This is a genomic window from Micrococcus sp. Alg238-R198, from assembly GCF_900537135.1.
In the GTDB taxonomy this organism is placed as follows: domain Bacteria; phylum Actinomycetota; class Actinomycetes; order Actinomycetales; family Micrococcaceae; genus Micrococcus; species Micrococcus luteus.
This window is the reverse complement of the sequence record NZ_UNRH01000006.1, coordinates 38,897-56,949: the sequence shown is the minus strand read 5'-3', so window position 1 is coordinate 56,949 and position 18,053 is coordinate 38,897. Positions and strand designations below refer to the sequence as shown.

At 73.5% G+C, this 18,053-nt stretch carries 16 protein-coding genes; 3 read left to right on the top strand and 13 right to left on the bottom strand.

All coding sequences use genetic code 11. The annotated features are described in order from the left end of the window. Positions 1 to 31: 31 nt before the first annotated feature. Together G6R13_RS07300 and glnA are read right to left on the bottom strand one after the other, a co-directional pair. On the bottom strand, positions 32 to 3,154 hold the full coding sequence (locus G6R13_RS07300; RefSeq protein ID WP_144825528.1) for a bifunctional [glutamine synthetase] adenylyltransferase/[glutamine synthetase]-adenylyl-L-tyrosine phosphorylase: 3,123 nt from the start codon (positions 3,152 to 3,154) through the stop codon (positions 32 to 34). A gap of 10 nt (positions 3,155 to 3,164) precedes the next feature. After that, on the bottom strand, positions 3,165 to 4,505 hold the full coding sequence (gene glnA / locus G6R13_RS07295; protein WP_144879658.1) for a type I glutamate--ammonia ligase: 1,341 nt from the start codon (positions 4,503 to 4,505) through the stop codon (positions 3,165 to 3,167). Between the two features lie 36 nt (positions 4,506 to 4,541). On the opposite strand from glnA, the gene panB reads away from it, so the two are divergent. After that, the gene (panB, locus tag G6R13_RS07290; protein WP_036383056.1) at positions 4,542 to 5,405 is read left to right on the top strand and encodes a 3-methyl-2-oxobutanoate hydroxymethyltransferase; all 864 of its coding nucleotides are present in this window, start codon (positions 4,542 to 4,544) and stop codon (positions 5,403 to 5,405) included. Positions 5,406 to 5,472: 67 nt separating this feature from the next. Here the strand turns inward: panB and G6R13_RS07285 are convergent, their stop codons facing one another. Continuing rightward, a complete protein-coding gene (locus tag G6R13_RS07285) occupies positions 5,473 to 5,685 on the bottom strand; it encodes an SPOR domain-containing protein (protein ID WP_036314191.1) in 213 nt (70 codons plus the stop codon). A gap of 36 nt (positions 5,686 to 5,721) precedes the next feature. Between G6R13_RS07285 and map the strand changes: the two genes are divergently transcribed. Together map and G6R13_RS07275 are read left to right on the top strand one after the other, a co-directional pair. After that, a complete protein-coding gene (map, locus tag G6R13_RS07280) occupies positions 5,722 to 6,666 on the top strand; it encodes a type I methionyl aminopeptidase (RefSeq protein WP_144879656.1) in 945 nt (314 codons plus the stop codon). A gap of 21 nt (positions 6,667 to 6,687) precedes the next feature. Continuing rightward, a complete protein-coding gene (locus G6R13_RS07275) occupies positions 6,688 to 7,512 on the top strand; it encodes a polyphosphate--glucose phosphotransferase (protein WP_036339941.1) in 825 nt (274 codons plus the stop codon). Between the two features lie 158 nt (positions 7,513 to 7,670). On the opposite strand, the gene nrdR is transcribed toward G6R13_RS07275, so the two are convergent. From nrdR to ftsZ, 10 genes are all read right to left on the bottom strand, one after another. Next, complete coding sequence (gene nrdR, locus G6R13_RS07270) at positions 7,671 to 8,165, bottom strand: transcriptional regulator NrdR (RefSeq protein WP_002855838.1); 495 nt, start codon at positions 8,163 to 8,165, stop codon at positions 7,671 to 7,673. A 43-nt stretch (positions 8,166 to 8,208) separates the two neighbouring features. Beyond that, positions 8,209 to 11,805: a DNA polymerase III subunit alpha gene (gene dnaE / locus G6R13_RS07265; protein WP_141843994.1), complete on the bottom strand. Its 3,597-nt coding sequence runs from the start codon at positions 11,803 to 11,805 to the stop codon at positions 8,209 to 8,211. 107 nt (positions 11,806 to 11,912) lie between these two features. After that, on the bottom strand, positions 11,913 to 12,875 hold the full coding sequence (locus G6R13_RS07260; RefSeq protein ID WP_144879654.1) for an RluA family pseudouridine synthase: 963 nt from the start codon (positions 12,873 to 12,875) through the stop codon (positions 11,913 to 11,915). Between the two features lie 4 nt (positions 12,876 to 12,879). Next, positions 12,880 to 13,350: a signal peptidase II gene (gene lspA, locus G6R13_RS07255; RefSeq protein WP_060774652.1), complete on the bottom strand. Its 471-nt coding sequence runs from the start codon at positions 13,348 to 13,350 to the stop codon at positions 12,880 to 12,882. A gap of 56 nt (positions 13,351 to 13,406) precedes the next feature. Further along, on the bottom strand, positions 13,407 to 14,000 hold the full coding sequence (locus G6R13_RS07250) for a DivIVA domain-containing protein (protein WP_136940918.1): 594 nt from the start codon (positions 13,998 to 14,000) through the stop codon (positions 13,407 to 13,409). A gap of 139 nt (positions 14,001 to 14,139) precedes the next feature. After that, positions 14,140 to 14,436 carry a YggT family protein gene (locus G6R13_RS07245; protein WP_144879652.1) on the bottom strand — a complete coding sequence of 99 codons (297 nt, stop codon included), beginning with the start codon at positions 14,434 to 14,436 and terminating at the stop codon, positions 14,140 to 14,142. Between the two features lie 7 nt (positions 14,437 to 14,443). Then, positions 14,444 to 15,076: a cell division protein SepF gene (gene sepF, locus G6R13_RS07240; protein ID WP_060774653.1), complete on the bottom strand. Its 633-nt coding sequence runs from the start codon at positions 15,074 to 15,076 to the stop codon at positions 14,444 to 14,446. Positions 15,077 to 15,186: 110 nt separating this feature from the next. After that, positions 15,187 to 15,975, bottom strand: a complete 789-nt coding sequence (locus tag G6R13_RS07235) for a YggS family pyridoxal phosphate-dependent enzyme (protein WP_136940919.1) — start codon at positions 15,973 to 15,975, stop codon at positions 15,187 to 15,189. After that, complete coding sequence (locus G6R13_RS07230; RefSeq protein WP_144879650.1) at positions 15,972 to 16,793, bottom strand: polyphenol oxidase family protein; 822 nt, start codon at positions 16,791 to 16,793, stop codon at positions 15,972 to 15,974. Before G6R13_RS07230 ends, G6R13_RS07235 begins: the two co-directional genes overlap by 4 nt. Continuing rightward, positions 16,790 to 18,007 carry a cell division protein FtsZ gene (gene ftsZ / locus G6R13_RS07225; protein WP_060774656.1) on the bottom strand — a complete coding sequence of 406 codons (1,218 nt, stop codon included), beginning with the start codon at positions 18,005 to 18,007 and terminating at the stop codon, positions 16,790 to 16,792. Before ftsZ ends, G6R13_RS07230 begins: the two co-directional genes overlap by 4 nt. Positions 18,008 to 18,053 lie beyond the last annotated feature (46 nt).

The window sequence follows — 18,053 nt, the reverse complement described above, 5'->3', positions numbered from 1 at the left end:
CCACCCCGTCGAGGTGGCGGGCCGGCGTCGTTCAGAGCCCGTAGAACCGGGTCTCGAACACCTGACGGGCCAGGCGGGTCACCCGCAGGTAGCGCTCCTCGAGCTCCCCGCCGGCCGTGCCCACCCCGCTGAGGCGGGCCACGGCCTCGAGGTCGCGCATGTTCGTGGGCAGCACGTCCGAGACCTTGCCCGTCCACAGCAGCAGGGCGGCGCGGATCCGGGTGGCCAGCAGCCACGCCTCCTCCAGCACGGCGACCTCGGCCTCGGGCAGCAGCCCGTGCCGGGCGATCGCCCGCAGGGCCGGCAGCGTGCCGGTGACCCGCAGGTCCTCGACCTCTCCCGCGTGGCGCAGCTGCAGGGACTGCACCAGCCACTCCACGTCCGAGAGCCCGCCGCGGCCGAGCTTGACGTGCCGGGAGGGGTCCGCGCCGCGGGGCAGGCGCTCGGCCTCCACACGGGCCTTGATGCGCCGGATCTCCCGCGCGTCCGCGGTGGTCAGGTCCCCGGCGTAGCGGACCCCGTCGGCCCACCGCCGGAAGTCGGTGGCGAGGTCGTCGTCGCCGGCCAGGGGCCGGGCGCGCAGCAGCGCCTGACGCTCCCACACCTCCGCCCAGCGCCCGTAGTACTCCCGGTACGAGTCCAGGGTGCGCACGAGCGGCCCCTGGCGCCCCTCGGGGCGCAGGTCGGCGTCCACCTCGAGCGGCCGCTCGCCGGGCAGCGGCGGGGTCGCGGGGCGGTGCAGCAGGGACATCAGCGTCCGCACGACCTCCTCGGCCTGCTCGCGCGCCCGCCCCTCGTCGACGCCGGGGCGTGGCCGGTGCACGAACAGGGCGTCGAGGTCCGAGCCGTAGGTGATCTCCCGGCCGCCCTGGCGGCCCATGGCCACCACGAGCACGTCGGTGAGCGGGTCGGCGTCCCCGACGACGGCGCGCGAGGCCACGCGCAGGGCGCCGACGACGGTGATCTGGTCGATGTCCGACAGGGCCCCGGTGACGGCCTCGAGGTCCAGCAGCCCCGAGATGTCCGCCAGGGCCACGCGCAGGGTCTCGCTGCGGCGCACCTGCCGCACGTGGCGGACGGCGGCCGGGGCCTCCTGCGCGGCCACGCGGCGGTCGAGCCGCGCGTCGACCTGGCGCCAGAGCTGTATGGCGCCCCGGGGGTCGAGCTCCCGGTCGTCCCCCACCCAGGCCACGGCCTCGGGCGAGTGCTCGAGCAGGTCCCCCACGAACCGGGAGCCGGACAGGACCAGGCACAGCCGCCGGGCGGCGTCCGAGGAGTCGCGGAGCATCCGCAGATACCAGGCCGTGCCGCCCAGCGACTCGGAGAGCCGGCGGAAGGCGAGCAGGCCGCCGTCGGGGTCGGCGCCCCGCGCGAACCACCCGAGCATGGCCGGCAGCAGCTGCCGCTGGACCGCGGCCCGGCGCGAGACGCCCTGCGTGAGGGCCTCGATGTGCCGCAGGGCGCCCTGCGGGTCGCGGTAGCCCAGCGCCGCCAGGCGGTCGCGGACGGCCTCCGCGGACAGCCGCACGTCCTCGGCGGACAGGGCGGCCGTCGTCGACAGCAGCGGCCGGTAGAACACGGTCTCGTGGAGACCGCGCACGGCGCGGCGCACGCGCGTGAACTCGGCCTGGAGGTCCTCGCCGGTGGCGGGGCCCCGGTCGGCGGCGCCGCGCATCGACCGGGCGACGACGCGGCGGGCCTCCTCCTTGACCGGCATCAGGTGGGTGCGCCGCAGGTGCACGAGCTGGATGCGGTGCTCGAGGGTGCGCAGCCACCGGTAGTGCTCGTCGAACGCCCGCGCGTCTCGCGTGGTGACGTAGGAGGCGGCGTGCAGCGCCCGCACCGCGTCGAGCGTGCCGCGCACCCGCAGCGACTCGTCCGCACGGCCGTGCACGAGCTGGAGCAGCTGGGCCGTGAACTCGACGTCGCGCAGACCGCCGGGCCCGAGCTTGATCTCCCGCTCGCGCTCCGCGGGGGCGAGGGTGTCCAGGACCCGGGCGCGCATGGCCCGGACGGACTCGACGAACCCGTCGCGCGCGGAGGACTCCCACACCCGGGGCCAGATTTCCGCGATGTAGCGCTCGCCGAGCTGTGGCGAGCCCGCGATCGGGCGGGCCTTGAGCAGGGCCTGGAACTCCCAGCCGTGGGCCCAGCGGCGGTAGTACTCGGCGTGGGACTCCACGGTGCGGCTCAGGGCGCCGTCCTTGCCCTCGGGACGCAGGTTGGCGTCGACTTCCCACAGTCCCGGCTCGGGGGCCGCACCCTGGATCACGCGGCCGATGCCCGCGGCCAGCTCGGCCGCGAGCGCGGCGGCGCGCGGCCCGTCCGGGACCTGGGCGTCGGGGTCCGCGCCGTCCGCGGCCTCGCGGACGGCGTGGGCGAACACGACGTCCACGTCCGAGACGTAGTTGAGCTCGCCGGCGCCGCACTTGCCCATGCCGATCACGGCGAGGTCCAGGCGGTCCACCACGGGGCCCTCCCGCTCGGTGAGGACGGCCCGTGAGACGGCGAGCGCCGCGTCCACGGCGGCGCCGGCCAGGTCCGCGAGCCAGCGGCCCACCGAGGGCATGGCCGCCGTGGGCTCGGCGGAGTCGAGGTCGCGCAGGGCGATCGCGGCCAGCTGGCGGCGGTAGGCGCGGCGCAGGGCGACGGCGGCGTCCTTGCCGGTGACGGCCGCGAGGGGGCGGTCGGCGTCCGGGTCGGCGCCCACCGAGTCCAGGAGCAGGCGGCGCAGGGCGGCGGACGCATCACCCCAGGGCTCGCCGGCGGTCGGGTCGGGCTGGGCGAGGGCGGGCGCGGTGGCGGCGGCCGCGTCCGGGTCGAGGACGAGGTCCAGGTGCTCGGGACGGCGGATGAGGAACTCGCCGAGGGCCTCGGAGGCGCCGAGCAGCCGCAGCAGGCGGGCCGTCGTCCCGGGGTCCCGGAGGGCGTGGTGGACGCGGGGCTCGCGCTCGGCCAGGCGCACCCACAGCAGCAGGGCCCGGTCGGGATCGGCGGCGTGGCCGAGGAGCTCGACGAGGGGACGCACGTCCACGCCCTCGAACTCGGGCGAGGTGAGCAGCGTCTGCACGCGGCCGGCGTCGGCGACGCCGGCGTGCGCGAGGGTGCGGCGGTCCGGGGCGTCGGCGGTCGCCGCGTCGGGCAGGGCGGACACGGCCGGCGCCTCAGAGGCCGGAGAGGTAGCGCCGCAGCTCGTACGGCGTGACCTCCACCCGGTAGTCGTCCCACTCCTGGCGCTTGTTGCGCAGCAGGGCGTCGAAGACGTGCTCGCCCAGCACGGACGCCACGAACTCGGACTCCTCGGCGGCGCGCAGGGCGTCGTGCAGGGTGCCGGGCAGGGGGACGTGGCCGAGCACGCGCCGCTCGTGGGTGGTGAGCGCGCTGACGTCCTCGGCGGCGGACTCGGGCAGCTCGTAGCCCTCCTCGATGCCCTTCAGGCCGGCGGCCAGCAGCAGCGCGTAGGCCAGGTACGGGTTGGCCGAGGCGTCGATGCCGCGGTACTCGATGCGGGCCGAGCCGGCCTTGTCCGGCTTGTACAGGGGAACGCGCACGAGGGCGGAACGGTTGTTGTGCCCCCACGAGGTGTACGACGGGGCCTCTCCCCCGCCCCAGAGACGCTTGTAGGAGTTGACGAACTGGTGGGTCACCGCGGTGATCTCCACGGAGTGGCGCAGCAGGCCCGCGATGAACCGGCGGCCCGTGACGGAGAGCCGGAACTCGTCCGCGGGGTCGTAGAACGCGTTCGCGTCGCCCTCGAAGAGGGAGAAGTGGGTGTGCATGCCGGAGCCCGGGTGGTGGGAGAACGGCTTGGGCATGAACGTGGCGTAGGTGCCCTGGGCGGCGGCGACCTCCTTGACGACGGTCCGGAACGTCATCACGTTGTCCGCCGTCGTGAGCGCGTCCGCCGCGCGCAGGTCGATCTCGTTCTGGCCGGGGCCGTTCTCGTGGTGGCTGAACTCGACGGAGATGCCCATGCCCTCGAGGAGGCTGACGGCGTCGCGGCGGAAGTCGGCCGCGTCGGAGCCGGGCACGTTGTCGAAGTAGCCCGCGCGGTCCACGGGCACCGGCTCCCCGTCCGGGCCGGGCTGGTCCGACTGCAGGAGGTAGAACTCGATCTCCGGGTGGGTGAAGCACGTGAAGCCCCGATCGGCGGCCCGGTCCAGCACGCGGCGCAGCACGTGCCGCGGGTCGGCGGGGGCGGGGCGGCCGTCCGGGGTGAGCACGTCGCAGAACATCCGGGAGCTCTGTTCCTGGTCGCCGCGCCAGGGCAGGATCTGGAAGGTCGAGGGATCGGGCTGCAGCAGCATGTCCGACTCGGAGATGCGGGTGTATCCGTCGATCGAGGAGCCGTCGAAGCCCAGGCCCTCCGTGAAGGCGTTCTCCACCTCGGCCGGAGACAGGGCCACCGACTTCAGGGTGCCGATCACGTCCGTGAACCAGAGCCGGACGAACTTGACGTCCCGGTCCTCGATGGTGCGGAGCACGTAGTCCTGCTGTCGATCCATGCCGCCACTCTAGACGCGCCGCGTAGACTCCGGCCCATGTCTGCTCCCCAGTCCCCCCGGCAGCCTGACGACACCGCCCCCTACGGTCCGCCCGCCCCGTCCCGGTACCGGACGGTCCACCTGCAGCGGGCCAAGGACGAGGGCCGGCGCTTCGCGATGCTCACCACCTACGACGCGATGACGGCGGCCCTGTTCGACGAGGCCGGCGTCGAGGTGCTGCTCGTGGGCGACTCGGTGGGCAACACCGTGCTGGGCCATCCCACCACCCTGCCGGTCACCCTGGACCAGATGATCCTGTTCACCCAGGCCGTGGTACGCGGTGCCGAGCGTGCCCTCGTGGTCGCGGACCTGCCCTTCGGCTCGTACGAGGCCTCCCCGCGGCAGGCCGTCGAGTCGGCCGTGCGCCTCGTGAAGGAGTCCGGCGCGCACGCCGTCAAGGTGGAGGGCGACGAGCGCTTCGCCGAGCACGTGGCCGCGATGACGGCAGCCGGCGTCGCGGTCATGGCCCACATCGGCTTCACCCCGCAGTCCGAGCACGTGCTCGGCGGCTACCGGGTGCAGGGCCGCGGCGCGGGGGCGGCCGAGCGGATGACGGCGTCGGCCCGGGCCCTCGAGGCCGCGGGGGCGTTCGCCGTCCTGATGGAGATGGTCCCCTCGGACGTCGCCGCCGCCGTCGACGCCGCGCTGCGGGTGCCCACCGTGGGCATCGGCGCGGGCCCGGGCACCACGGGCCAGGTGCTCGTGTGGCAGGACATGCTCGGCCTGCGCGAGGGACGGGTGCCCCGGTTCGTCCGTCAGTACGCCCGTCTGCACGAGGTCGTGGGCGACGCGGTCCGGGCCTATCGCGCGGACGTGCTCGACGGCGCGTTCCCGGCCCCGGAGCACGGCTTCGAGGGCTGAACCCGCCCCGTGAGACGACCGGGCCCCCGTCCGAGGGACGGGGGCCCGGCGTCGTCCGGCGCCGCGGTCAGGAGGCGTCGTCGACGGGACGGCTGTCCCAGTCGTCGTCGCGCTCGTCCCAGGCGTCGGCGGTCTCGTTGTTCGCCCGCACGCGGTCCATCGCGGCCTGGGCCTCCTCGCGGGTGCCGAACGGGCCCAGCAGCTGGGACCAGTCCGACTGGGCGCCCACCTCCACCTGATGCGTGTTGACGTTGTACCAGAACTCGCTCGTCTCGGTCATGGGGGCCACAGTAGCCGGGCCGATAGGCTGGAGGACATGTCCCAGCGTCAGAACCCCGTCGCCCCGTCCAGCCACAACGGTCCCCGCCCTGCGGGCCCCACCGCGCCGGAGCCCGGGTCGCTCGCCCCCGTCGGCACGCTGACGCCCGGGGCCCCGTCCCCCGCCCCGCCCGTGCCGGCCGCGATCCCGCGCCCCGAGTACGTCGGCAAGGCCACCCCGGACGAGGGCAAGGCCTCGGACGTCTACGACGCCGCCGGCGTCGCGCGGATCCGCGCCGCCGGCCGCCTGGCCGCGCAGGCCATGGAGCACACCGCCGCCCACATCCGCCCGGGCGTCACCACGGACGAGCTGGACCGGATCGCGCACGCCTTCCTCGTGGAGCGCGGCGCCTACCCGTCCTGCCTGGGCTACCGCGGCTTCCCGCGGTCCATCTGCACCTCGATCAACGAGGTCATCTGCCACGGCATCCCGGACGGCACCGTCCTGGAGGACGGGGACATCGTCAACCTGGACATCACCGCGTACCTGGACGGCGTCCACGGGGACCACAACCGCACCTACCTGGTCGGCGACGTGGACGAGGAGTCCCGGCTGCTCGTCGAGCGCACCGAGGAGGCCCTGCGCCGCGGCATCCGCGCCGTGAAGCCCGGCCGTCAGGTCAACGTGATCGGCCGCGCCATCGAGTCCTACGCCAAGCGCTTCGGCTACGGCGTGGTGCGCGACTTCATCGGCCACGGCGTGGGCGTGGACTTCCACTCCGGCCTCGTGATCCCCCACTACGACGCGGCCCCGGCCCACGACCGCCTGCTCGTGCCCGGCATGGTGTTCACCATCGAGCCGATGCTCACCCTCGGCACGATCGAGTGGGACCAGTGGGACGACGGCTGGACCGTGGTGACCCGCGACCGCCGTCGCACCGCGCAGTTCGAGCACACGATCGTGGTCACGGACGACGGCGCGGAGATTCTCACGCTGCCGTGACCCGGCACTAAGCTGGGGGCCGTGACGACGCACACCAGCACCGCCCAGCGCTCCTCCAAATACCCCACGACGATCGGCATCGACGTCGGGGGGACCGGCATGAAGGGCGGCCTGGTCCGCCTCGGGTCGGGGCCGAAGGCGGGCACCCTGCGCGGGGACCGCTTCCGCATCCCCACGCCGCAGCCGGCCATGCCCGAGCCCGTGGCGGCGACCCTGGCGGCCATCACCGCCGAGCTCGACGGGCGCGAGAAGGCGCCGAAGCCCTCCGCCCCGCTGGGCGTGTGCTTCCCCTCGATCGTCAAGGACGGGGTGTGCCTGTCCGCGAACAACATCGACCACTCGTGGATCGGCACGGACCTGCGCGGCAGGTTCGAGGAGCACCTGCGCCGCCCCGTGACCGTGGTCAACGACGCCGACGCGGCCGGCCTCGCGGAGGCCCGCTACGGGGCCGGGCGGGGCGTGCGCGGCCTGGTGCACGTGATCACCCTCGGCACCGGCATCGGCGGCGCGATGATCCACGACGGCGTGCTCGTCCCGAACTTCGAGGTCGGCTCCCTGGAGCTCGACGGCGTGATGGCCGAGTCGCGGGCCTCCGCGAAGGCCCGGGAGCGCGATCAGCTCAGCTGGGCCGAGTACGCCGAGCGACTGCAGCGCTTCTTCTCCCACGTGGAGCGGATCTTCTCGCCCGACCTGTTCATCGTCGGCGGCGGCATCTCCAAGCGGCCGGACGACTACCTGCCGCTGCTGCGCCTGCGCACCCCGATCGTCCCGGCCCAGCTGCAGAACAACGCGGGCATCGTGGGCGCCGCCCTGGCCGCGCACGGCTCGCTCGCCGACGGCAACTGAGGGCGCAGACACCGAGGGCGGTTCCGGCTTCCCCTCCGGAACCGCCCTCGGCAGTCTTGCCGGGCCGACCGAGGTCGGCCCGGGGATCACTGTAGCGTCTGGAGGCCGTGCGCACCACTGCACCGTCGATCCCGGCGGCGCCGTCGCATCGGCCCAGGTCAGCGGGTGAACAGCCGCGGCTGCACGGCGGGACGGCCGCGGTCGTCCCCGTCACCGGCCCGGAGCTCGGCGATGGCCTCCTCGAAGTCGTCGAGGGACTCGAAGTCCCGGTAGACGGAGGCGAAGCGCAGGAAGGCCACCTGGTCGAGACGGCGCAGCGGATCGAGGATGGCCAGGCCGACGTCGTGGGCGTCCACCTCGGCGTTGCCCGTGGCACGGACCGTCTCCTCGACCTCCTGGGCGAGCATGGCCAGGTCGTCGCTCGTCACCGGCCGCCCCTGGCACGCCTTCCGGACGCCGTTGATCACCTTGGAGCGGTCGAACGGCTCCGCCACCCCGGAGCGCTTGACGACGGTCAGGGCGGTGGTCTCCATGGTGGTGAACCGCTTGCCGCAGGCCTGACACTGCCGACGCCGACGGATGGCGGAGCCGTCGTCGAGGGAGCGCGAATCCACCACGCGCGAGTCCTCATGGCGGCAGAACGGGCAGTGCATCAGCTCTCTCCTCCTGGGCGGGGCACTCCCATGCTACGTCCGCTCAGCCGAGGCAGGCCGGACCCAGCAGGATCTTGAGGTCGCCGAACAGCGCCGGGTTCGGGCTCACCCGGAACTGCGGGCCCAGCTGGAACTCCTGCGTGGCACGCTGGCCCACCAGGGACAGCCGCACCTCCGAGGAGCCCTCATGGGTGCGCAGCACGTCCGCCAGCTGGCCCATGACCTGCTCCGTGGCCTTGAACGCTGGCAGCGTGATCCGCACGGGGCCGCCGGGGCCGTCCGAGAGCTCCGGGATGGTCAGCTCCATCGCCGACAGGGACACCGACCCGTCGTCCCGGCGCTGCACCCTGCCCTTGACGGCGACGACGAGGTCCTCGGCCAGCATCATCGCGATGGGCGCGTACACCTGGCCGAAGAACATGACGTCCATCGAGCCGCCGAGGTCCTCGATCTCGCAGCGCGCGTACGCGTTGCCCGAGGACTTGGCGATGCGGCGCTCGAGCGTGGTGATCAGGCCCGCGATGGTGACGATCGCGCCGTCCGCGGGCCCGTCGTCGTCGAGGACGCGGGTGATCTGGACGTCGGCGTGCTGGGCCAGGACGCCGTCGAGGCCCTGCAGCGGATGGTCGGACACGTACAGACCCAGCATCTCGCGCTCGAACGCGAGCTTCTCCTTCTTGGCCCACTCCGGCAGGTCCGGGACGGCGACGCCGTCCGCGGCGTCGGAGTCGTCCTCGTCGCCGCCGCCGAGCGCGAACAGGTCGAAGGTGAACTCGCCGTGGTCCTCCTTGCGCTTCTGCGCCACGGTGGCGTCCACGGCCTCCTCGTGCACGGCCAGCAGGGCGCGGCGGGCGTAGCCGAGGGAGTCGAAGGCGCCGGCCTTGATCATGGACTCGATGGTGCGCTTGTTGCACACCACGAGCGGCACCTTCGCCAGGAAGTCGCCGAAGCCCGTGTACGAGCCCTTCTCCTCGCGCCCCTGGACCATGCCCTTGACCACGTTGGCGCCCACGTTGCGGACGGCGCCCATGCCGAAGCGGATGTCCCGGCCGACGGGGGTGAAGGTCAGGTGGGACTCGTTCACGTCCGGGGGCAGCACGGTGATGCCCATGTGGCGGCACTCGTTGAGGTACATGGCCAGCTTGTCCTTGTCGTCGCCCACCGAGGTGAGCAGCGCGGCCATGTACTCCGCCGGGTAGTGCGCCTTGAGGTAGGCCGTCCAGTAGGAGACCAGGCCGTAGGCGGCCGAGTGCGCCTTGTTGAACGCGTAGTCCGAGAAGGGCAGCAGGATGTCCCACAGGGCCTTCACCGCGGCCTCCGAGTAGCCGCGGTCCAGCATCCCCTGGTGGAACGCCTCGTACTGCTTGTCCAGCTCCGACTTCTTCTTCTTGCCCATCGCACGGCGCAGGATGTCGGCCTGGCCGAGCGAGTAGCCCGCCACCTTCTGGGCGATCGCCATGACCTGCTCCTGATACACGATCAGGCCGTAGGTGGTGTCCAGGATCTCCCGCAGCGGCTCCTCCAGCTCCGGGTGGATCGGGGTGATCTCCTGCTGCCCGTTCTTGCGCAGCGCGTAGTTGGTGTGCGAGTTCGCGCCCATGGGGCCGGGGCGGTACAGGGCGATGGTCGCCGAGATGTCCTCGAAGTTGTCCGGGCGCATCATCTTCAGCAGCGAGCGCATGGGCCCGCCGTCGAGCTGGAACACGCCGAGGGTGTCGCCGCGGGCCAGCAGCTCGTAGGCCGCCGGGTCGTCCACGTCGAGGGTCTCCAGGTCCAGGTCCACGCCCTGGTTCGCCTTCACGTTCTCGAGCGCGTCCGAGATGATCGTGAGGTTGCGCAGCCCCAGGAAGTCCATCTTGATCAGGCCCAGGGACTCCGCCATCGGGTAGTCGAACTGCGTGATGACCTGGCCGTCCTGCAGGCGGCGCATGATCGGGATGACGTCGATCACCGGCACCGAGGACATGATCACGCCGGCCGCGTGCACGCCCCACTGCCGCTTCAGGCCCTCGAGACCCTTGGCGGTCTCGAAGACCTCCTTCGCCACCGGGTCCGTCGCGATCAGCTCGCGGAAGGGCGCGGCCTCCCCGTAGCGCGGGGCCGCGGGGTCCTCGATGTCCTTGAGCGGGATGTCCTTGGCCATCACCGCCGGCGGCAGCGCCTTGGTGAGGGACTCGCCCATCGAGAAGGGCTGGTCCATCACGCGGGCCGAGTCCTTCAGAGCCTGCTTGGTCTTGATGGTGCCGTACGTGACGATCATGGTGACGCGCTCGTCGCCGTACTTGCGGGTGACGTAGTCGATCACCTCGGAGCGACGGCGGTCGTCGAAGTCGACGTCGAAGTCGGGCATGGACACGCGGTCCGGGTTGAGGAACCGCTCGAAGATCAGCCCGTGCTTGAGCGGGTCCAGGTCCGTGATGCGCAGCGCGTACGCCACCATCGATCCGGCGCCCGAGCCGCGGCCCGGGCCCACCCGGATGCCGTTCTCCTTGGCCCAGTTGATGAAGTCGGCCACGACGAGGAAGTACCCGGGGAAGCCCATCGAGATGATGACGTCCAGCTCGTAGTCCGCCTGCTTGCGCACGTGGTCCGGCACGCCGTCCGGGTAGCGGTAGGCCAGACCGGAGGCGACCTCCTTGATGAGCCAGCTGGTCTCGTCCTCGCCCTCCGGCGTGGGGAAGACCGGCATGTAGTTGGCCTTCGTGTCGAACTCGACCTCGCACCGCTCGGCGATGAGCAGCGTGTTGTCGCAGGCCTCGGGCAGCTCCGCGAACAGCTCGCGCATCTGCCGCGGGGACTTCAGGTAGTACTCGGTGCCGGAGAACGCGAAGCGGGAGCCGCCCTGGTCGTAGCTGGGCTCGTTGAGCTTCGAGCCCGACTGCAGGGCCAGCAGCGCCTCGTGCGCCTTGGCGTCGTGCTCGTGGGTGTAGTGCAGGTCGTTCGTGGCCACGAACGGCAGGCCCAGGTCCTTGGCGAGCCGCCGCAGGTCCGTCATCACCCGGCGCTCGATGTCGAGGCCGTGGTGCATGATCTCGCAGTAGTAGTTGTCCTTGCCGAAGATGTCCCGGAAGTCCGAGGCCGCCTGCATCGCCTCCCGGTACTGGCCCAGGCGCAGGCGCGTCTGCACCTCGCCGGAGGGGCAGCCCGTGGTGGCGATCAGGCCCTTCGAGTACTGGCTCAGCAGCTCCCGGTCCAGCCGCGGCCACTTGGCGTACACCGAGTCCAGCGAGGCGATCGAGCCCATCCGGAACAGGTTGTGCATCCCCTCGGTGGTCTCGCTCAGCAGCGTCATGTGCGTGTACGCACCGCCGCCGGACACGTCGTCCCCCCGCTGGTGGGGCTCGCCCCAGCGGGTCTTCTCCTTGTCCGTGCGGTGCTGCTGCCCGGGGGCCACGTAGGCCTCGAGCCCGATGATCGGCTTGACGCCCGCCGCCGTCGCCTTGGACCAGAAGTCGTAGGCGCCGAAGAGGTAGCCGTGGTCCGTGATGGCCAGCGAGTCCATGCCCAGCCGCTGAGCCTCGGCGAACAGGTCGTCCAGCTTCGCGGCGCCGTCGAGCATGGAGTACTCGGTGTGCGTGTGCAGGTGGACGAAGCCGCCGTCCTTCACGGCGTCGGCGCGGGCGTCGGCGGACACGGTCATGCGGGGTGGGCCTTTCGACGGGGAGGACGGCGGGGCCGCACCAGCCTACTCGTGGTGCCCGGGCGGCGGGGCCGGACCGGGACGGGGGTCACGTCGACGGTGCCGGCTCAGTCCTCGTCGCCGCGCAGCGCCGCCAGGGCGTGGGCGAGGTCGTCCGGATACGGGGAGGTGATCGTCACCGGCTCCCCCGTGACCGGGTGCGGGAACGCCAGCCGGTGGGCGTGCAGCCACTGGCGGGTCAGCCCGAGCTCGGCCGCCAGTCGCGGATCCGCCCCGTACGTGAGGTCGCCGACGCACGGGTGGCGCAGCGCCGAGGTGTGCACGCGGATCTGGTGGGTGCGCCCGGTCTCCAGGTGGACCTCGAGCAGGGTGGCCCGGCCGAACACCTCGAGCGTCTCGTAGTGGGTCACGGACGGCCGGCCGTCGTCGAGCACCGCGAACTTCCAGTGGTGGCCGGGATGCCGCCCGATGGGCGCGTCCACGGTGCCGCTCAGCGGGTCCGGGATGCCCTGGACCACGGCGTGGTAGACCTTCTCCGGCACGCGCTCGCGGAACTGGTCCTTCATGGCCGTGTAGGCGCGCTCGGTCTTGGCCACGACCATGACCCCGGTGGTGCCGACGTCGAGCCGGTGCACGATCCCCTGGCGCTCGGGGGCACCCGAGGTGGTGATGTGGTAGCCGAGGGCGGCCAGGGCGCCCACCACCGTGGGCCCGACCCAGCCGGGCGAGGGGTGCGCGGCCACGCCGGTGGGCTTGTCCACGGCCACCAGGTCCTCGTCCTCGTACAGGATGCTCAGCGCGTCCACGCGCTCTGCCCTCACTTCCAGGGGGTCGGGGTCGTCGGGGACGTCGACGGCGAGGGTCTCCCCCGCCACGGCCTTCGCGGACTTGGCCAGGACGCGGTCCCGGCGGCCGGAGCGCGACTCGGCCCGCACCAGGCCCCGGGAGAACCAGTCCGCCAGCAGCGAGCGGGAGACGCCGAACGCGTCGGCGAGCACCGCGTCGACCCGCCGGCCCGCCTCGGCCTCGGTGACCTCGAGCCGTTCGGTGAGTCCCGGTCTCATGCCCATGTCCTCACGCCTCCCGTGTGCCGTCCAGGCGGCGGCCGGTCATCACGAGCAGAGCGACGCCGATGACGGAGCAGACGATGAACGAGTCCGCCACGTTGAAGATCGCGAAGTGCGGCACGGAGATCATGTCGACCACGTGGCCGCGCCCGAACGCCGGGGGCCGGAACAGCCGGTCCGTGAGGTTGCCGAGCACGCCGCCGGCGAGCCCGCCCAGCGCCAGGGCCCACGGCGTCGAGCGCACGCGGGCGATCCCGACGAGGGCGGCCACCGCCACCACGGCTTGGATGACGGTGAACACCCAGGTGTGGTCCTCGCCGATGGAGAACGCCGCGCCCGGGTTCAGGATGTAGTGCCAGCGCAGCACCCCGGGGATCACCGCGACGGAGTCCCCCAGCTGCATCGTGCTCTCGACCGCGTACTTGGTCAGCTGGTCGAGGGCGTAGGCCAGCACCGCCACGATGAGGGCGGTGAGCACGGCTCGCCGGCCCGCGCGAGGGGATCGCGGGGCCGACGTGGCGTCGACGGCTCGGCTCACGCCGCGGGCGTGGGGGGCTCGACGCGCTTCTGGGCGCGGATCTCGCGCAGCTGGCCCTCGATGTAGGAGGTGAGGCGGCTGCGGTAGTCGGTCTCGAAGCTGCGCAGCTGTTCGACCTCGCCCTCCAGGCCGGCCTTCTCCTCGGCCAGGGCCTCGAGGGTGCGGGCCTTCTGCTCCTCGGCGTCGCTGACGAGCCGGGCCGCGGTGGCCTCGGCCTCGGCGACGAGCTCGGTGCTGCGCTGCTCGCCTGCGGCGACGTGCTCGTCGTGCAGCCGCTGGGCCATGGCCAGGACGCCGGCGGCGGAGGTCGCGGCCGCGTCGGCGGCCTCGGGGGCCGCGGCCGGCTCCTCGACGGAGGACGGCGTCGCGGCGGCCTCCGGGGTGTCCGCAGCGGGGGCGGCGGCCGCGGCGGCGCCGCCGGCGCGCAGCTCCGCGTTCTCGGACTCGAGCTGCTCGTTGAGGGCGATCAGGCGCTTGAACTCCGCCACGATCTCGTCGAGGAAGTCATCCACCTCGGTCTGGTCGTAGCCCTCGCGGAACTTCGTGGGCTGGAACTGCTTGTTGACCACGTCTTCCCAGGACAGCGCCATGGAACCGTCTCGCTCTCTGCTCGGTGCTCTAGGACGGCCGGGCGGCCCGGCGCGTCGGCGGTCGGCGCGCCGGTGAGGGGCGGCGCCGACCCTGCCGCGAAGACTACCACCGGGGCCGACAGCCGCCCCGGGCCGCGGGTCAGGCCACGCCGGCCAGGCTCACCACCAGGACCCGCAGCAGGACGACGCCGAGGAACACGATGAGGAAGGCCACGTCCAGGCCGATGCCGCCCAGGTTCACCGGCGGCACGGCACGACGCACGGGGCGCAGCAACGGATCGGTGGCCCCGTACACGCCGCTGGCCAGCACGAGGGCCGCCCCGGTGGGGCGCCAGTGGCGGGCGAACGACTGGGTGACGTCCAGGACGATCCGCACGGTCAGCGCCGCGAGCACCACCGTCAGGGCGAGGTAGGCGAGGGCGAGGAGCAGCTGCATGGGCGCCTCAGTCGCCGTCGAACGGGGAGTCGGCCTCGCCGGACTCGCCCTGCTCGGCGCCGACGACGTCCACGGTGGCCGGGGTCAGCAGGAACACCTTGCTGGTGATGCGGGAGATCGAGCCGTGCAGGCCGAAGACGAGGCCGGCCGCGAAGTCCACGAGGCGCTTGGCCTCGTTCTCACCGAGGTCGGTGACGTTCATGATCACGGGGACGCCGGAGCGGAAGGACTCGCCGATCGCCTTCGCGTCGTTGTAGGAGCGGGGATGGACGGTGGACAGGGTGTGCACGGAGGCTCCTTCGGCAGACGACGCTGCGGCTCGCTTGATGGGGGTCACCGGGGCCCGGTAGCCCGGGTCGACCGGCTCGGGACGCGCCGGACGCCGGGGTTCGACGGGATCGGCCGCGGTGGAGCCGGACGGGGTCACGGGCTCCGGCCGCTCGGCCGGCTCGGGATCGCGGACCGCAGCCGGGCGGACGGCCTCCATGTGGGGGTCGGTGTCCGGCTCCGCGGGGCGGCGCGCCTCGACGACCTCGTGTCGGGGCGCGGTCTCCCGCTCGGCGGCACGCGGCTGCTCGTCGTACTCGTCGCCGTCGGCCAGGCCGAGGTAGATCATCGTCTTCTTCAGGGCGCCAGCCATGAGTCTTCCTTCACCACGTCCTCCGGCCCCGGGGGCCGCCGTCGTTCGTCGTCGGTGCGCGTGCGTCCGCGCGGTCCTGTCGCGTCCCGCCGGGACGCGCGGGGTCAACGTTAGCCCACCGCGTCCCGGGCCCCCAGAACGTCGGAGCCGATGCGCACCTGTGTCGCCCCGGCGCGCACGGCCGCCTCGAGGTCCGCGCTCATCCCCATGGACAGCGTGGTGGCCTCCGGATGCGTCTGCCGCAGGCCCGCGCCGAGAGCGGCGAGCCGGCGGAACGCGTCCTCCGGGTCCAGGCCGCGCGGTGCCACGCACATCAGCCCGCCCAGCCGCAGGCCCGGCAGGCCGGCGATGACGTCCGCGAGGGCGGGGACGTCCTCGGGACGGGCGCCGCCGCGCGGGCCGATCCCCTCGGGGCGGTCCTCGTCGGCGCGGTCGTCGACGTCCACCTGCACGAGGCACTCCAGGTCGGGGATCGCGGCCTCGGGCTCGCGCTCGCGCCGCAGCAGGAGCGCTCGCGAGAGCGCCTCGGCCAGTTCGGGTCGGTCCACCGACTCCACCACGGACGCGTAGCGCACCACGTACTTGGCCTTGTTGGTCTGCAGCTGGCCCACGAAGTGCCAGCGCGGGGCGTCCGCCCCCAGGGCCGCGGCGACGGCCTCGGCCTTGGGCCGGGCCTCCTGGTCGCGGTTCTCCCCCACGTCGGTCACGCCGAGCGCGGCGAGGCGCACGACGTCCTCGGCGGGGTGGGTCTTGGTCACGACGACGAGCGCGGGCTCCGCCTCGCGCCCGGCGTCCCGCGCGGCGTCGGCGATGCGGGCGCGCACCGCGGCGAGCGCGTCGGCGATCTCCCGGGCGCGGGGGTCCGTCGGGGTCGGCCCGGCGGTGGCGGGGGCGGTCATGCCTCTCCTCTCGGGGTGGTGGCGTCGGGGTCGGTGCGCCAGACGAGGCCGGCGAACCGGCCCTCACCGGGCGCCCGGCGGTGCGAGAACAGGCGTTCGTCCTCGCGCGTGCACACGTCGATCGTCGCGGCGGCCACCCCGCGGGCACGGAGGACCTGTGCGGCGCCGGCGGGCAGGTCGAGGGCGGGGGTGCCCCAGGACGTGGTGGCCGCGGTCGCCGGGAGGCGGGCGGCGGCCTCGGCACGCATGGCGGCGGGCACCTCGTAGCAGCGGCCGCACACGCCGGGACCGATCCAGGCGCGCAGGCCGGGACCGGTCCGGTCGGTCTCCGGGCGCAGGGAGAGCAGACGATCGACGGTCGCCTCCAGGACGCCGTCCAGCAGCCCGCGCCGCCCGGCGTGGGCCACGGCGGTCGCGCCGGTCGTCTCGTCGACGAAGACCACGGGGAGGCAGTCGGCCACCATGACGGCCAGCGGCCGGGACCCGTCGCGGCTCACGGCGGCGTCGGCCACGGGGGCCGGGGCACCGCCGCGCCCGGGTCCGTCCGCCCACACGACGTCGGCCGAGTGCACCTGGTCCAAATAGAGCGTCGCGTCCTCGGGAACCCCCATCACGCGCTCCAGGGCGCGACGGGCGGCGCTGACGCGAGCGAGCCCCTCGGCCTCGTCCGGCGGGACCACGTGCAGCGCGAGGTTGCCGGCGGCCACGGACGTCCAGGCCACGTGCACGGCGCCCGTCGCGGTGCGGACGGTCTCGCGGTGCACGAAGGGGCCGGCGGGGACCCGTACGGTCCCGGCCGGCCCCTCCGCGGCCGTCACTTGAGGAAGTCCGGGACGTCCAGGTCCGAGGACCCGGCGCCGAGGTCCGGCTCCACCACGGTGGGCAGGTCCTGCTGGCGGCGCGGCTGCTGCTCCTGCGGGGCCAGCGGCACGGTGCCGCGCACGGCGGGACGCTCGGCCTGCTGCGGCTGGGCCGGGGCGGGCTGCGGCTGGGCGGGGACGGGCTGCGGCTGCGTGGGGGCCGCGGCCCGCTGCGGGGCCGCCTGCTGCTGCACGGCCTGCGGGGCGGCCGGGGCGGAGGTGACGTCCACCTTGTCGAAGCCCGCGGCGATCACGGTCACGCGCACCTCGTCGCCGAGGGCGTCGTCGATGACCGCGCCGAAGATGATGTTGGCCTCCGGGTGGGCGACCTCCTGGACCAGGCGCGCGGCCTCGTTGATCTCGAAGAGGCCGAGGTCGGAGCCGCCCTGGATGGAGAGCAGCACGCCGTACGCGCCGTCGATGGAGGCCTCGAGCAGCGGCGAGGCGATCGCCAGCTCGGCCGCCTTGACGGCGCGGTCCTCGCCCTGCGCGTGGCCGATGCCCATGAGCGCGGAGCCCGCGCCCTGCATCACGGACTTCACGTCCGCGAAGTCGAGGTTGATCAGGCCCGGGGTGGTGATCAGGTCGGTGATGCCCTGCACGCCGGAGAGGAGCACCTGGTCCGCCTGACGGAAGGCGTCCATGACCGAGACGTTGCGGTCCGAGATGGACAGCAGGCGGTCGTTCGGGATCACGATGAGGGTGTCGACCTCGTCCCGCAGGGCGTCGATGCCCGCCTCGGCGGAGCCGGCGCGACGGCGGCCCTCGAACGTGAACGGGCGGGTCACGACGCCGATGGTCAGGGCGCCGAGCGAGCGCGCAATGCGGGCCACGACGGGCGCCCCGCCGGTGCCGGTGCCGCCGCCCTCGCCCGCGGTCACGAACACCATGTCCGCGCCCCGCAGGACCTCCTCGATCTCCTCCGCGTGGTCCTCGGCGGCCTGGCGGCCCACCTCGGGGTTCGCGCCCGCGCCGAGTCCACGGGTGAGCTCGCGGCCCACGTCCAGCTTCACGTCCGCGTCCGACATCAGCAGCGCCTGGGCGTCCGTGTTGATGGCGATGAACTCCACGCCGCGGAGCCCCACCTCGATCATGCGGTTCACGGCGTTCACGCCGCCGCCGCCGATGCCGACGACCTTGATGACGGCCAGGTAGTTCTGGGGTGCAGCCACGGTGTTGGTTCCCTTTGTTCGAGATCTCGAGAGGTCAGCGCGAGGC